The organism is Polaromonas sp., assembly GCF_029945895.1.
GTDB lineage: Bacteria > Pseudomonadota > Gammaproteobacteria > Burkholderiales > Burkholderiaceae_C > Polaromonas.
The window spans coordinates 1-15209 of the sequence record NZ_JAQSDL010000084.1; the positions used below are offsets into that span (position 1 = coordinate 1).

At 64.2% G+C, this 15209-nt stretch carries 16 protein-coding genes; 7 read left to right on the plus strand and 9 right to left on the minus strand.

The window, feature by feature from the left end:
- Nucleotides 1-278: 278 nt before the first annotated feature.
- Together PSV33_RS10660 and PSV33_RS10665 are read left to right on the plus strand one after the other, a co-directional pair.
- Complete coding sequence (locus PSV33_RS10660; protein WP_300557699.1) at nt 279-572, plus strand: DUF4148 domain-containing protein; 294 nt, start codon at nt 279-281, stop codon at nt 570-572.
- A 285-nt stretch (nt 573-857) separates the two neighbouring features.
- Entirely contained in the window at nt 858-1169 is a 312-nt protein-coding gene (locus PSV33_RS10665) for a hypothetical protein (RefSeq protein ID WP_300561450.1), read from the plus strand.
- Here PSV33_RS10665 and PSV33_RS10670 read toward each other — a convergent pair.
- Nucleotides 1156-2067: a LysR substrate-binding domain-containing protein gene (locus tag PSV33_RS10670; protein WP_366945593.1), complete on the minus strand. Its 912-nt coding sequence runs from the start codon at nt 2065-2067 to the stop codon at nt 1156-1158. The genes PSV33_RS10665 and PSV33_RS10670 overlap by 14 nt on opposite strands.
- Before the next feature lie 221 nt (nt 2068-2288).
- Between PSV33_RS10670 and PSV33_RS10675 the strand changes: the two genes are divergently transcribed.
- On the plus strand, nt 2289-2573 hold the full coding sequence (locus PSV33_RS10675) for a DUF4148 domain-containing protein (protein WP_300561454.1): 285 nt from the start codon (nt 2289-2291) through the stop codon (nt 2571-2573).
- Nucleotides 2574-2674: 101 nt separating this feature from the next.
- Here the strand turns inward: PSV33_RS10675 and PSV33_RS10680 are convergent, their stop codons facing one another.
- From PSV33_RS10680 to PSV33_RS10700, 5 genes are all read right to left on the minus strand, one after another.
- Nucleotides 2675-3130, minus strand: a complete 456-nt coding sequence (locus PSV33_RS10680; protein WP_300561456.1) for a MaoC family dehydratase — start codon at nt 3128-3130, stop codon at nt 2675-2677.
- Between the two features lie 74 nt (nt 3131-3204).
- Nucleotides 3205-3822, minus strand: a complete 618-nt coding sequence (locus PSV33_RS10685; RefSeq protein WP_293595462.1) for a ParA family protein — start codon at nt 3820-3822, stop codon at nt 3205-3207.
- Nucleotides 3823-4072: 250 nt separating this feature from the next.
- Nucleotides 4073-5989, minus strand: a complete 1917-nt coding sequence (locus PSV33_RS10690; protein ID WP_300561458.1) for a serine/threonine-protein kinase — start codon at nt 5987-5989, stop codon at nt 4073-4075.
- A 76-nt stretch (nt 5990-6065) separates the two neighbouring features.
- On the minus strand, nt 6066-6953 hold the full coding sequence (locus PSV33_RS10695) for an adenylate/guanylate cyclase domain-containing protein (protein ID WP_300561460.1): 888 nt from the start codon (nt 6951-6953) through the stop codon (nt 6066-6068).
- 148 nt (nt 6954-7101) lie between these two features.
- Entirely contained in the window at nt 7102-7857 is a 756-nt protein-coding gene (locus PSV33_RS10700) for a sulfite exporter TauE/SafE family protein (protein WP_300561463.1), read from the minus strand.
- Nucleotides 7858-8123: 266 nt separating this feature from the next.
- Here PSV33_RS10700 and yghU point away from each other — a divergent pair, with 266 nt between their 5' ends.
- On the plus strand, nt 8124-8993 hold the full coding sequence (gene yghU, locus PSV33_RS10705) for a glutathione-dependent disulfide-bond oxidoreductase (RefSeq protein ID WP_300561465.1): 870 nt from the start codon (nt 8124-8126) through the stop codon (nt 8991-8993).
- Nucleotides 8990-9622: a glutathione S-transferase gene (locus PSV33_RS10710; protein ID WP_300561468.1), complete on the plus strand. Its 633-nt coding sequence runs from the start codon at nt 8990-8992 to the stop codon at nt 9620-9622. Before yghU ends, PSV33_RS10710 begins: the two co-directional genes overlap by 4 nt.
- Before the next feature lie 380 nt (nt 9623-10002).
- Here the strand turns inward: PSV33_RS10710 and PSV33_RS10715 are convergent, their stop codons facing one another.
- Nucleotides 10003-10887, minus strand: a complete 885-nt coding sequence (locus PSV33_RS10715; RefSeq protein WP_300561470.1) for an intradiol ring-cleavage dioxygenase — start codon at nt 10885-10887, stop codon at nt 10003-10005.
- 273 nt (nt 10888-11160) lie between these two features.
- Between PSV33_RS10715 and PSV33_RS10720 the strand changes: the two genes are divergently transcribed.
- Together PSV33_RS10720 and PSV33_RS10725 are read left to right on the plus strand one after the other, a co-directional pair.
- Complete coding sequence (locus PSV33_RS10720; protein WP_300561472.1) at nt 11161-11286, plus strand: hypothetical protein; 126 nt, start codon at nt 11161-11163, stop codon at nt 11284-11286.
- 6 nt (nt 11287-11292) lie between these two features.
- A complete protein-coding gene (locus PSV33_RS10725) occupies nt 11293-12963 on the plus strand; it encodes an FAD-dependent oxidoreductase (protein WP_300561476.1) in 1671 nt (556 codons plus the stop codon).
- A gap of 95 nt (nt 12964-13058) precedes the next feature.
- Here the strand turns inward: PSV33_RS10725 and PSV33_RS10730 are convergent, their stop codons facing one another.
- A complete protein-coding gene (locus PSV33_RS10730; RefSeq protein WP_300561478.1) occupies nt 13059-13667 on the minus strand; it encodes a hypothetical protein in 609 nt (202 codons plus the stop codon).
- Nucleotides 13668-13996: 329 nt separating this feature from the next.
- Nucleotides 13997-15202: a 3-oxoadipyl-CoA thiolase gene (gene pcaF, locus PSV33_RS10735; protein ID WP_300561481.1), complete on the minus strand. Its 1206-nt coding sequence runs from the start codon at nt 15200-15202 to the stop codon at nt 13997-13999.
- Nucleotides 15203-15209: the final 7 nt, after the last annotated feature.

The following is a 15209-nucleotide window of genomic DNA, read 5'->3' on the forward strand; positions in this document are numbered from 1 at the left end:
CGGCGGCGGCAAATCCGCCGTCGTCCACGACTTGCTGGAAGGCGCGCATGGATAAAAGTCGGTCCATAGGGTTATTACCAGGAGTTCAAGCTCTTATTGTTCCATAAACAGCAATTAGTAATTGATTGATTTGCTATTTTTCTTTGTTATTGGCAACAGTACAGTTCATACATCGATGAGCCGCAACCAATAAACGACTCACCGAGGCTGGACAGACGGGGATCAACAAGCCCGCCATGCCCGGAAATGTTTATTCATTCTCACAAGGAAATTTCATCATGAACGCATCCAAATTCTTCGCTGTTGCCGCTCTTGCCACCGTTGCCTCTTTTGGCGCCCACGCCGACGAGGCTGACGGTTCGCAATTTGCCGTCCAGTTCAACTCGACCCGTTCCGTGGCCGAAGTCCGCGCCGAAGCCGCCGCCAAAGTGGCCACCCACAGCCAGGAGCCTGCCGGCTCGCGCGTGGCAGCCACCGTGCAGTCTTCCACCGACCGCGCCACTGTCCGTGCACAAGCCGCTGACGCTGTCCGCCTGGGCCAGATCCCGCGCGGCGAAGCCAGCTACATGTAATTGAGTTGACCGGCCGATTTGCGGCTCCTTTCAAAACCGCCCGGGGCTCGCTCCGGGCGGTTTTTTCGTTCCGGAACCCCCCGGACGCGCCCGGTGCACTGCCGGCCCCTTGCAGCACCGTTGCGGCAAATGTCACATCGGGTTAGGGCCACCTGCCTACCCCGTCACAGGGTAGACCCTAAAATCGGTTAGCACGCTTACGTTTGATGGCCGCGATCCGGCTCACCAACGTTTCCCTCGCCCTCCCCCTGCGGTCTACCCGACCTCAGGAATCCACAGGTTCCCATGGCTCTTTCCTCCATTTTTGCCGCGATGCGGCCAGTTGCCGGCGCGCCCGACGCTCCGGACCGGATGCCGATTGAGCAGATCCGGCATCAACTGCACCAGACCCTGCATGACTGCAAGAACATTGACGCTCAACGCATCATTTTCAGGATCAACACCGCCGATACCCCGGCCGATCTCTGGCTGTTGCGCTGCGATCTGTACCAATGCATCTCGCGCGCACGCGATCAGGCGGAAGCCGCCAGACGCATCAACGCCCTGCTGGGCACCTTCCGCGGCTGGCTGCCTGCAGCCCAGCTCACCCCGATTTAGGACGACCGGTCCCTTCCTGCGGAGCAATCTCCGCCAGGAAATCAAGGAAGGCCCGGGTCCGCGACGGCATGAACTTGCGCGTGGGCAGCGCGGCGTAAATCGTGAAGCGACCAAACACCCAGTCCGGCAAAAGATGCACGAGCGAGCCGCGCTCCAGATGCGATGCCACCAACATGCGTGACAGGAAGGTGATGCCGGCGCCATCCAGCGCGGCCCGCAGCAACACGTCAAAGCTCGTGGTTTGCAGGGAAGGCCGGAGGTCCACGTCCACGGCTTCACCGCCGGCTGCCGGTTGCAGGCGCGTCTGCCGGCCATAGTGGCCGGAGTTCTGCGGCCACTGGAATTTCAGGTAGGTGTGGCCAAGCAACTGGTCTGGAGTCTCCGGCGTTCCGGCACGCTGGAGATACCCGGGCGATGCGCAGGCGATCCAGTCGGTCGTGGCCAGCGGCCGGGCCACGATGTCTCCGTCAAAGCCCTCGTCCACCACCAGGAAGGTCACGTCAAACTCCTCGATACGCGGCTGGGGGAAGGGATCGATCTGCAGATCCAGCATCACCCCGGGGTGACGCGCTTGCCAGGTGGCAATGCGCGGCGACAGGAAATACGAGGCCAGCACTGGTGTTGCCAGCACGTGAAGGGTGCCCTGCAATTCGCGCGTGTGTTCAGCCGCCGCCGACTCGGCGTCTTCCACCTCGTGCAGGATGCTGCGCACCCGCAGCAGGTAAGCCTCACCTGCATCAGTGAGCGCCAGCTTGCGTGTCGTGCGCTGGAGCAGCCGTACGCCCAGGTGTTCTTCCAGGGCCGCGATCATGCGCGTGACGCCAGCAGGCGACATGTCGAGGGAGCGTGCCGCTGAGGCGAAACCACCCTCGTCAATCACGCGCTGGAAGACCCTCATTGAACTGAAACGATCCATAGTGCAACAGATTGTATTCTTGATTCTTTATTGTTTCAATTACTGAAATGGTTAATTGATGACTATGTAGTTTTAATTTGACCGATACAGGTTTAAAGTTCAACCCATCGATGAGCACAAACCGACTCACCGAGACTGGACAAGACGGGAATGATGATGCCCACCTTGGCCGGAACTCTGTACCAACCCTGAAAGGATTCATCATGAAAACCACCCAACTGTTTGCTGTCGCTGCTTTTTCCACCCTTGCCGCCTTCGGCGCCCATGCCGACGAGGCTGACGGTTCGCAATTTGCGGTTCAGTTCAATTCGACCCGCTCTGTCGCCGAAGTCCGGGCTGAAGCACTCAACCCGGTGAAAATCACCAATGGCAGCACCGGCTTTGTCGGCGTGACCAACTCCGGCCTCGAGCGTAGCGCCGTGCGCGCCAAAGCCATCGCAGCATTGCGGAACGGGGAAATCCCGCAGGGCGAAATCGGCTACATGTAAGCCTGCCGCCCGGGAGGCCTGCCGCTCCCGAAAAAAAAGCCCGCTGCTTGACTGCAGCGGGCTTTTTTGCGTGGCTCAGATGGCTCAGGCCTGATGGCTTGTCAGGGGTAACGTCGCACCAGAGATTCGGCCACACACACCGGCCTGGCAGATCCTTCCCGCTCGACCGTCACTTCCCAGGTCATCTGCTGCCCGTCATTGTCAACCGGCGCGCAGGCTAGCAGCTTCAGACGGGCGCGCAAGCGACTGCCAACCGGCACCGGCGCCGTAAACCGCACCCGGTTGAGCCCGTAATTGACGCCCATGCGGGACTGAACGATCTCCAGGGACGATTCAAAAAATTTAGGCAACAGCGACAGGGTCAGGAAGCCGTGTGCAATCGGCCCGCCAAACGGACCTTCTCTGGCTTTTTCCGGGTCCACATGGATCCACTGGTGGTCGCCAGTGGCTTGGGCAAACAGGTTGACCTGCTCCTGGGTGATGGTCAGCCAGTCGCTGATCGCGACTTCCTGGCCGACACAGGCCGCCAGTTCGGAGAGGGTCTGGAAGGTTTTCATGCCCGGACTTTAACGTCCGCACCGATGGCGGCCTGTCCAGCCAGCGACATGGCCGGCCCCGCAAGCCGCCCCTGTCACTGGTCCAGCCAGCGGCAGATGCCCTGCCATTGCTGCAGGTCTTTTTCCACCCGCCCCGGGGCGACATCGAACACGGTCAGGCCGCGGGCCGCCAGATGGATGTAGTTCTGGGTATCGCGCACATAACCGAGCACCGGCAGGCCCAGGCCTTCAACAAAAGCACGCAGCTTGTCAGCCGCAATGGTGCGGGCATCGACGCGCATGCCGACGATGCCGACCTGCATCTTGCCGGCATGGCGGTGTTCGGCGAGCTGGTCCAGAAAGCTGCGGGTGGCAAAAATATCAAACACGCTGGGCTGCAGCGGCACGATCACCTTGTCGGCCAGCTTGAGCACGTCGTTAAAACGCCAGCCATGCAGGCCGGCGGGGGTGTCGAGTACCACGTGGGTCGTACCCTTGGGCGGTTTGACGATCAGGTCGGCGTTGACATCCCAAGTCGAGATCGGCCGCGCCGCGGGCGGCCGCAAGCCCAGCCAGAGCCGGGACGACTGCTGGCGGTCTGCATCGCCCAGCATGACCGCATGGCCCTGGCTGGCGAAATAACCCGCAATATTGGTCGACAGCGTCGTTTTACCGACGCCGCCCTTCGGATTGGCAATCACAACCACAGGCATGCGAATCTCCCGGAATTTGGACCCTATGGTAACGGCTGGCCACAACATTGGCCAAACCGCGGGAAGGGCTGGCGGCTGCCCACAGATCGGCCCGGTTTGGCCCGGGCTGCAGCCATGTCCGCCACGTCACCCCACCATGTGAGTCAAATACCTCCGCAGCCCTTGACAGGCGGGCGTGTGCAGCTCCTGTTTTTATAGTGACGGTGACAAGCGCAGCCATGCGGCACTCGGATCGCCTCTCAAAACCGCCTCAATTGCGCTGGTCCTGCGCCTCCCGGCGCATCTTTTCCATCGCGCGCCGTTCGACGCAGACCGGGTGCCTGCTGTAAGCCGGTTTGGCACATTGTTCGTTCATGCAGATCTGATACCCAAGCAGCACACGGCCTTCACAGGCCTGCACCGGACTGGAAGGCTGCGCCGGGGCAGCAGCAGGCGCTGTCACTGCAGCGCCCGCGCCCTCCGGGCCCGCTGCGGGCCGCGATGGCGCTGGCTTGTCCGTGCGCACCGGGCTGGCGCGTTTGACCGACGGAGTGACGGAGGCCGGCGCTGCTTCCACCTTCGCTGGAGGCGGTGATCCCGGCGCCCTTGCTGAGGGAGCAGGGTTGACCGGGGCCGCATCGGCAGCGGTGGGCGCCGCAGTTGCATCAGCCGGCGCCGCCACCACGGGCGCCGGCGGGCTGGACAAGCCCTTGAACAGCACGCCGGCCAGCACCAGGGCCGCCACCCCGGCCAGCGCGAACAGAGGCGTCCTTGAGCGGGGTGCCGGCGGCGTGGGTGTGCCTGCCTCCTTCGGCGCCGCCGCTGCGCTCATCGGCGGCGGGCTCATGTCGGCAGCAGCATCGACCGAAGCCGGAGCCGAAAACGGCACCGCTGCAACATCCTGGCGCCCGTCAGGCTCTTCGGCGTCCGGCCTGGCCGCAGTCGTTGCGGCGGGGCCGGGCGGCGTGTCTGGGGTCGGCGGCGGGACCGCTCCGGCGTTGAGCCCCTGCAGCCGCGTCCATTCACTGACTTCTTCAGAGAAAGCGCCGGTGCCGGTGCCAGAGCCGTCGGCCTCCACCATGCTCCCCAGTTTCCGCAGGCGCCGGCGCGCCAGATCGGCGTAGATGCCGGAAGGAAATTTGTCCAGAAACACTTCCAGGTCTTCCAGGTCCCCGGAGTCCTTGATGTCCTTCCAGTAGACCAGCTCAAGCTCCTGCGTCACGGTAGAGCCGGTGCCGGTGTCGGTGCCGGTCGTGTTGAGTTTGACGGTGGAGCCACCCGCGCGGGAGCGGCCGGTGTCGGTGGCCGTGCCTGCGCGCCCGCCAGACGCGCTCACCGGCGGCACGATGGTCGGATCCGTTGCCTGGCCGCTGGCCTCCAGCAACGCAGCCGAAAATTCCTGCGCCGTCGCAAAACGCTGGTCGCGTTTTTTGGCCAGTGCCCGCACCATCACCGCATCGATGGCGGCCGGCAACAGCGTGTTGAAGCTGCTGGGCGCTGCCGGCGTGTGGTTCACGATCTGCTGGATGATCGCAAAGTCGGTATCGCCGTCGAAGGGCCGCTTGCCCGTGAGCAGCTGGTACAGCACCACCCCCACCGCAAACAGGTCGGCCCGCGCATCGATCGGCAGGCCCTGCACCTGCTCGGGCGACATGTATTTGAGGGTGCCCACCATGGTTCCCTGGGTGCGTGTGGCTTCGCTGGAGTCCTGGATGCGGGCCACGCCGAAATCGGTGAGTTTGACCCGGCCATCGGCTTCGATCAGCAGATTGGCAGGCTTGACATCGCGATGCACGACGTTCTGCCGGTGCGCATAGTCCAGCGCAGACAGCAGGTCCCGGACCATGCGCAGGGTTTCCTCCAGCGAATAACGCCGGCCCGCGTCCAGATGGTGTTTGAGGTCTTCGCCCTGGATGAACTCCATGACCAGAAAGGCCATGTCGCCATGACGGTCCGAGTCATACACACTGACAATATGGGGGTGCTGCAAGCGCGCGGCCGAATGTGCCTCGGTGCGAAACCGCGCCTCGTACTCGGCAGCGGCCTCTTCCGACAGGTTTTCAACCTTGATGGTCTTGATCGCCACGCGGCGGTTCAGGTTGGGATCGCGCGCCTCGTAGACCAGCCCCATCGCGCCTTTGCCCAGCACGCGAATGATGTCGTAGCGTCCCAGCTTGTTCAGGCTCATGGGGTGAAGGGGGAAAAGAAAAAAAAGGGGAAGGGCACTGGATACGTTTGGAAACACCAATTCTAGGGTCGGAGCGTCAGCTCCGGATAGAAAAACTGATCAAGGGGCTGCCTTCCTTGCGTTCGCACCCTGCGCTGATCTGGCCGTTGCCGACCAGGTAACACTCGGTGCGGCGCAACACCACGGCTTCGTTCTGGTTGCCGAAGTAGACCCAGGTGCCATAACTGGAGGCATCGCTGAGCACGAACTGCCCACCGCGCCACTCCAGCGTGGCGTGCATGCGGGACACCCGCGGATCGTTCAGGGCCAGTGAGGCGTCGGCACCCCGGCCGATGGACATCCTGGCGCTGCCGGCGTTGATTTGCACGGTCTGCGCACCGGTCACCAGCTCCAGTACCAGCGGCCCGGCCTGAGTGGCCATCGAGCGCCCCATCATGGTGGCATCGTCATCCCGGCCAGCCTGCCATTCCACCCGGTACACCAGACCCGCTTCCGCCTTGCCGCGCAGGTGCATGGGCCCCAGGCTGCGCAAGGAAGCGCGCTGCACGGGCCCCAGGGCCGACCAGACGTTGTGCGTGGTGAGAATCTGTGCGGCGCCGGCCAGGTCGGCCAGGCGCGCCGCCGAATTGACGGTATCGCCGAAGCAGTCGCCGTCGATCTCGATCACCTCGCCGGACTCCATGCCCATCTGCATCTGCACCGGCGCGCCATTGCCACCGGGAAGGATGGGTTTGTCGAGGAGGCGTTTCTGGATGGCAACGCAGGCGGCCAGCGCGTCGCCCTCCTGCGAAAACACCACAAACAAGCCGTCGCCAAGCAGCTTGACGACACGGCCGCCGTGCTGCTGAAAGACCTGGCTCAGCGCGCCCACCAGCTGCGTCACAAAGCGCGAGGCGGTTTCGTCCCCCAGCCGCTCGAACATGCTGGTGCTGCCGACAAGATCGGCAAAAACGACGGTCGTCATGAAAACTTTCTGGAAAACCAGAAGGTTGAACAAGCCGGCACGCACACGGTGTCAGACGGCAACACGTAACCTTTTGTTCTCATGTGGGCGATTTTTACAGAAAATCAGCCCCTCCCGCGTGTGACGTTTTTACCGTGAGACCCCGCGGTCAGCGCAAACCGTCCCACAGCAACTTGCAGCCGGTGAGGAACATGCCGCCGTACAGCACCCGGTAAAAAAGCAGCTGGCTGATGCGCCTGGCCATGCGCACACCAGCCCAGACACCCACCGGCGCCAGCGGCAGCAGGACCAGCGAGGTCGCCATGTTGCGCAGGTCCAACAGCCCCAGCCAGGCATAGGGAATCCACTTGGAGAGGTTGATCACAAAGAAGAAAAAGGCCAGTGTGGCGGTGAACTTGAGCGGGCTCAGGCGCAGGGGAATGACGTAGGCGCTGATGGGCGGGCCGCCGGCATGGGCCACAAAACTGGTGAAACCCGAGGTTGCGGTCAGCAGCGCACCCAGCCATTTCGGCGGCGGCGGGCTGTCGGGCCGGGGCGGAAACAGCAGGCGCTGTGCCAGAAACAGCAGGGTGAAAAAACCCACGATGCCGGCCACCATCTTGCCGTCGAGCAGGCTGAACAACAGCGCGCCTGTTAGCGTGCCGACCAGGCCGCAAGGCACCAGGAACTTCAGCAGTTTGAGGTCGAAGTCCTTGCGGAAAGCCGCCATGCCGAGCAGGTCCATCAGCAGCAGCACCGGCATCAGGATGGCCGCCGCCTGCGGCACGGTCACCGCCAGCGCCATGAGGGGAACGGCCAGCGAGCCGAAACCCGCCCCGAAGCCGCTTTTGCTGATCCCCAGCAAGAGCACGGCGGGTACCGCCACGCCGTAAAAAAAGGGGTCGGTGATGAATGGAAAGGGCACGGGCTTGCGGGGGAGGTGGAGGCTGCTGATTATCACGCCTGCAAGGATGGCGGCGGCGCCGGGCCGTCCATCCGACAGACCCGTGCCGCATGGGTGTTGATGCATCAAATCAGGCCCCAGCCCCTGCTGGGCGGGCGCGAATAGCTATTGTTTCAGGAGCAGCTTGCGGCATGGCAGCGCTGACGAAATGACGCCTTGCAAGATCGACTGTTTTTTCATGCTGCGGTGCTGTGCAGACAAATCCAAACTCAGGCAATATGGCCCGCATGAACGACTCTGCCTCCTACACCCCTCCCAAAATCTGGTCGCCGCCACCCTCCAGCGGCGGACGTTTTGCCAACATCAACCGGCCCGTGGCCGGCCCCACCCATGACAAGGAACTCCCGGTGGGCCGCCACCCCTTGCAGCTGTATTCGCTGGGCACGCCCAATGGCATCAAGGTCACGGTGATGCTGGAAGAGTTGCTGGCCCTGGGCCACAGCGGCGCAGAATACGACGCCTGGCTGATCCGCATCCACGAGGGCGAACAGTTCGGCAGTGGCTTTGTGGCGGCCAACCCCAACTCCAAGATCCCGGTGCTGGTGGACCACAGCGGCTCTGTCCCCCAGCGGGTGTTCGAGTCGGGCGCGATTTTGCAGTATCTGGCCGAGAAGTTCGGCGCGTTTTTACCCGCCAGCGGAGCGCCGCGCGCCGAATGCCTGTCGTGGCTCAACTGGTTGATGGGCAGCGCCCCCTTCCTGGGCGGTGGCTTCGGCCATTTCTATGCCTATGCGCCCAGCAAGATTGAATATGCCATCGACCGTTATGCAATGGAGGTCAAACGCCAGCTGGACGTGCTGGACCGCCGTCTGGCCGAGGTGCCGTATCTGGCGGGTGACGACTACACCATTGCCGACATGGCGGTGTGGCCCTGGTACGGCGCCCTGGTCAAAGGCCAGCTGTACGAAGCGGGCGAGTTCCTGCAGGTACAGACCTATGCCCATGTGCTGCGCTGGACGGACGAAATCGCCAGGCGCCCCGCCGCCAGGCGCGGCCGCATGGTCAACCGCACCTGGGGCGAGCCCTCCAGCCAGTTGCATGAGCGCCATGATGCGAGCGACTTTGACACCCGCACCCAGGACAAGCTGGCCCCATGATCACCCTGTACGACTGCGCCACCGCTCCGAGCCCGCGGCGCGCCCGCATCCTGCTGGCTGAAAAAGGCGTGGCCCACGACACGGTGCAGATTGATCTGCGCACCAACGAGCAGATGGGTGAAGCCTTCCGCCGGATCAATCCACAGTGCACCGTGCCGGCGCTGCGTATCGACGACGGTACGGTGCTCGCCGACAACGCCGCGATTGCCGCCTGGCTGGAAGCGTACTGCCCCCAGCCCCCTTTGCTGGGCAGTACCGCGCTGGAAAAAGCCGACATCGCCAGCTGGCAATGGCGCGTCGAGTTCGAAGGCCTGACGGCCATCGCCGAGTGCCTGCGCAACAGTTCTCCGGCCATGGCCAACCGCGCCCTGCCCGGGCCGGTGGACTACCCGCAGATTCCCGAGCTGGCCCAGCGCGGACTGCTCCGTGTACAGCAGTTCTTTGCCATGCTCAATGAACGGCTGCAGGGGCGCGCGTTCATTGCGGCAGACCGGTTCAGCGTGGCCGACATCACCGCCGTGGTGGCGGTGGACTTTGCCCGCATCGTCAAGGTCAAGCCCGGCGAGCAGCACCCGGAACTCATGCGCTGGCGTGCGGCCATGGCGCAGCGGCCGTCCATGGCGCTGTAGGGGCGCTCGTCCCCTGCCAACAAGGACAAGCCGACCGCCAGCTGATGGGCAAGGGCAAGACCTCCTGCCTGCCTGCCTGCCCGCCCCCCTCCTGCCGGCGATTTGCGGGGGCTGAAACCCAGGTTTTGATAAAAATGTAGCTATTACGCCCGTGGATATTGCGCCAACAGCTATCAAAATCAGAGCAAACCGGGCCTGTTGAAACCCGTTCCCGCACCAACGCTATGCCCTGCCCCGCGCCGATACACATGGCGCACAACGCGTAGCTGTCGCCGGTGCGGTCTGCCACGGCAGCCAGGTAAGCCTTGTCTTCAGGCCGCATGCGCTGGCGCAGCTCGCTCCTGCCGGGTTTGTCGATCCGGAAAAAGGGATGGATCGCTTTATGGGGCCGGTGGACGCGGTTGAATCGGTTGAATCGGTTGAACAGGTTGAACAGGTTGAACTGGGTTAAGGACAAAGTCGAAGTCCAGGCTGTAAACACCGTCGGGCTGTTTGATCCAGTCGGCCACCAGCGACTGGCGCACGCCGAACACCGCGTCCGAGTCGAGGTAAGGGTCGCCGCTGCGGAACACGTGCGTGACCAGCTTTTCATACCCCGGCGCCGTGATCATGAAATGCAGGTGCGCCGGCCGCCAGGGGTGACGCTTGGTGGCGCGCAGCATCTCGCCCACCGGCCCGTCGACGGGAATGGGGTAGGCCTCGGCCACGATGGTTTTGAAATGGAAGCGTCCGTCCGTACCGGAGGTAAGCACACCGCGCGCCCGGTGTTTGTCCAGGCCCGGGTATTGCACGTCGTAGTTGCCCTCGGCGTCGGCCTGCCAGACCTCCACCACGGCGTCGGCCACCTCTTCGCCGTCCCGGCCCAGCACCCTGCCCCGCACGATACAGGGCTCACCCGCCGCACCGTTGGCCACATCGGCACCGTGTTCGTAATGCGGCGCGCCTTCAACATGGAAGGGGCCGAACACCGTGGCTTCGGTGCAGCCCTGCGGCTTGTCATTGTTCATGGCCACGGTCAACATCGACAGACCCAGCGTGTCGCTGAGCAAAATGAACTCCTGGCGCTTGTCGTCGCATTTCTGTCCAGTGGCGGTGAGAAACTCAATGCCCGCCAGCCACTCTTCCTCGGTCAGCTTCACTTCACGGGCAAAGGCATGCAGATGCTGCACCAGGCTGGTCATCAGTTCCTTCAGCCGCGCATCAGGCGTGCCGGCAAAACGTGCAAGCACCGCCTGGGTGATCGTGTCCTGGTTGAGGTTTCGCACGTCAGGCTTTCCGCCATGCCGTCTCGGGGCGGGCTTGCGTTCTCTGGGGGGTCGGCGAACAAAGGTGATCGTGGGGTTGCATGGGTTTCATCAGGTGAGCTCTCTGAGCCAGAAATGCAGGAGGCGGGCAGAAGTTGGGGAAGGAGAATCCGGCGGGCGACAATGACTTTTTCACGCGGCGGAAGAAACGTCCTGCAGTCTGCCCCACATTGCAGACCACCACAAGGGCTGGCAAATGGAGACTGGGCTCGCTGCACGGAAATTGAACTGTTTGTGCGGGTGGCCGAAACCGCCAGCCTGGCCCGCGCCGCCGAAGTGCGCACCTTCATCGACTTCGCCGCCGCACACTTCGCCAGGCAGGACGATGAGCGCGCGTGGACGGGTCGTTTTGGCGTGTAATGATCCATGCGCAAACTGATTCAAACCGATGTACTGATCGCCGGCGGCGGCCCCTGCGGCCTGATGCTGGCCAACGAACTCGGCCGCCGCGGCATACCTTGCCTGCTGGTGGACCCCAAACCCGGCACCGCCTTCAACCCGCAGGCCAACGCCACGCAGGCGCGCACCATGGAACATTTCCGCCGCCTCGGTTTTGCCGGCGAGATCCGCGCCCAGGGCCTGCCGGCCGACCACCCCACCGACATTGCCTACTTCACGCGTTACACCGGGCATGAGCTGGCCCGCCTGCACCTGCCCACCGCCGCGCAGGCGGTGAACAACATCAAGGCCATGGGCGGCTCCTGGAGTGCGGCCGAGTTGCCGCACCGGGTATCGCAGAAGTTTGTCGAAGCCACCTTGCGCCGCCACGCTGAAGTCCTGCCCGGCGTCGATGTGCGTTACGGCTGGGGCCTTGAAGATTTCGAGGACCGCGGCAGCCATGTGCAGGCGCAAGTGCGCGCCACCGCCGGCGGCGAGTCCCTGGACGTGCAGGCCGCGTACCTGGTCGGCGCCGACGGCCCGCGCAGCCTGGTGCGCAGCACGCTGGGCATCGCCTGGGATGGCGCCAGCGGCGTCAGGCGCGAGTTCATGGGCGGCAAGATGTTTGCGGTCTACCTGCGCGCGCCGGATTTCTACACCGTCTTCCCACATGCTCGCGCCTGGATGTATGTGTCGGTCAATCCCCAGCGCCGCGCCTTCATGGCCTCGGTGGATGGTCAGTCGGAGTTTGCCTTTCACGCCGCCGTGCATGAGGGCGAGGATGCCGAGGCCTGGTCCGCCGAAGATGCGCAGCGCATCGTCGACGAAGCCATGGGCGTGCATCTGGCCATCGAGGTCTTGTCGGTCGGCACCTGGACCGCCGGACATTCGCTGGTGGCGCAGAGTTTTCAGCGCGGGCGGGTCTTCCTGGGCGGTGATGCGGCCCACCTGTTCACGCCGACCGGCGGCCTCGGCTACAACACCGCGGTCGAAGACGCAGTCAACCTCGGCTGGAAACTGGCCGCCGTGGTGCGCGGCAAGGCGCTGCCGCAGTTGCTGGACAGTTACGGACCGGAGCGTCAGCCGCTGGCCGAACGAAACACCGGCTATGCCCGGCGTTTTGCCGATTCGGTCGGCAGCTTCCGCGCCACCGCCCTGCTGGAGCAGGAAGATGCCAACGGGCAGGCCGAGCGCGAACGTGCCGCCAGCTACCTGAACCAGCACGTGCGCCTGGAGTTCAACATTCCCGGCGTGACCTTCGGCGGACGTTACGACGGCTCGCCCCTGATCGTGAAGGACGGCAGCACACCACCGCCGGACGACGCCGGCCACTACCAGCCCAGCGCCAGCCCCGGTGGCCGCGCGCCGCACGCGTGGCTGGAGGACGGCCGCTCGCTGTACGACAGTTTCAACTTCGAATGGACGCTGCTGGCCCTGGGGCCGGAGGCACCCGACACGCGCGGCTTTGTGGACGCAGCGGCGGCGCTGGGCCTGGATCTGGAGGTGGTGGCGCATCCGTCAGAGGCGCTGCGGGGGCTCTACGAAGCGCCGCTGGCCCTGATCCGTCCGGACCAGATCGTGGCCTGGCGCGGCAACAACGGCCGGCAGGCCCTGCAGGTGCTGAAACAAGCCAGCGGGCATGCCGACGGCACGTTCTGACCAGCCTCAACCGCTACTGATTTGATAGCTGTTCGCGCCCGTCTGATATGGGCTGGTTCCCGATTTGACTGAAATCCTGTTAGCACCCCGTCTGTTCAGCGGCCTACCACCGCCAGATAAGCCTTCCGTGTCTCCGGGTCCACCGACGTCAGCAGTTGCTGGTAGGGCGTCTTGTGCCGGGCCAGCACGCGGGCCGAGGCGACAGCCCGGGAGCGGCAGTACCAGTGGCAGGTGTGCTGCAACAACAACAGTTCGGCCGTGAGCGTGTACGCCTTGTCACGCGGCGCGCGGCCCTGTGCATTTTTTGCCGCGCGCTCCATCCCCTCTGCATGAACAAGCAGGGCGCGCCGCATGTCGAAGGTGTTGTCAGGAAAAAACCGCTCAGCCTCGGGCAGAAACGCCGGCAGCTTGCTGACGCGGGCCTCGGCTTCGTCCACCGACGAAAAATCCGTGGCAAGACACCGTAACTGCTCACACAGTTGCTCCTCGGACAAGGCCAGCATGCGCCAGAGTCGGGTCTGACGCTCTGGAGCTTTCTCCTCCAGCGCCTTGAAGTAGCCTTCGATCAGGTTTTCCATCAGCCGGTCCAGCTGGTAGCGACCAACAAAGCCGTCCAGCAAGGCAACACGCCGGGTCCGGTTTTCCGATTTGAGCTTCCAGGCGCCTAAGGCGGTGACCATCAGCAGCAGAACAAGAATTTCCATGACAACACGGGTCTGTCCACAGAGGACGCAAGTCTAATACCGCCATCCGAAAATGGCGAATCACTGGAAACGCGGCTTCTCCGCCATGGCGACCGCCCGCGTTTTTTCAGGCGTCGAGGCGCTGCCCGTCGGACGCCCCGGCCGAGGCCCATGGGATGCGCTTGCCCATTGTTTTTCCCGTTTTTTGATCGGGCTGCAGTGAGCCGCAGCACGGTCTGTGGCGCGACTGGCGCCTGCCCGTGCGGCAGGTGGGCCACCAGGGCCCGCCCCTTCACCCAGGAAGCGTTGCGGCCGGGGCGCACCGTGGCGCCGGCCTTGTCTGGTTCAGCTCACACCCGTTCCAGCACCAACGCAATGCCCTGCCCCACGCCGATACACATGGTGCACAGCGCATAACGCCCGCCGGTGCGGTGCAGCTGGTTCACTGCGGTGGTGACAAGGCGTGCTCCCGAGGCTCCCAACGGATGGCCGAGTGCAATCGCGCCGCCGTTCGGGTTGACGCGCACGTCGTCGTCCTGCAGGCCCAGCAGCCGCAGCACCGCCAGGCCCTGGGCGGCGAAGGCTTCGTTGAGTTCGATCACATCCATCTGCGCCAGGCTCAGGCCGGTCAGCGCCAACACCTTCTCGGTGGCAGGTGCCGGGCCGATGCCCATGATGCGCGGCGGCACGCCGGCGGTCGCCATGCCGACGATGCGCGCGCGTGGCGTCAGGCCGTTCTGCTTCGCGGCCTCTTCGTTGGCGATCAGCAGCGCGCAGGCGCCGTCGTTCACGCCCGAGGCATTGCCCGCCGTGACACTGCCGTCAGGCCGTACCGCGCCCTTGAGCTTGGCCAGGGCCTCCATTGAGGTTTCGCGCGGGTGTTCGTCCTTGCTCACCACCACGGGGTCGCCTTTTTTCTGGGCAATGGTCACCGGCGTGATCTCGGCGTCGAAGAAACCCGACTTCTGCGCGGCCACCGCCTTGAGCTGGGAGGCCAACGCCATCTTGTCCTGGTCTTCGCGGCTGATCTTGTATTCCAGCGCCACGTTTTCAGCGGTTTCCGGCATGGCGTCCGTGCCGTATTTTTCCTTCATCAGCTTGTTGACGAAGCGCCAGCCGATGGTGGTGTCGTACATCTGCGCGGCGCGGCTGAAGGCACTCTCGGCCTTGGCCATCACAAAGGGCGCGCGGCTCATGCTTTCCACACCGCCGGCAATCATCAAACGTGCCTCGCCGGCCTTGATGGCACGGGCCGCCGTACCCACCGCGTCCATGCCCGAACCGCAGAGGCGGTTGATGGTGGCGCCCGGCAGCTCCAGCGGCAGGCCGGCCAGCAGGGTCGCCATGTGGGCGACGTTGCGGTTGTCTTCACCGGCCTGGTTCACGCAACCGTAGATCACGTCGGTCACGGCCAGCCAGTCGACATTCGGGTTGCGCGCCATCAGCGCCTTGAGCGGCACGGCGGCCAGGTCGTCGGTGCGCACGCTGCTGAGCGCGCCGCCATAACGGCCGAAAGGAGTACGGATGGCGTCGCAGATAAAAGCTTGGGGAGTCATGGTGGTT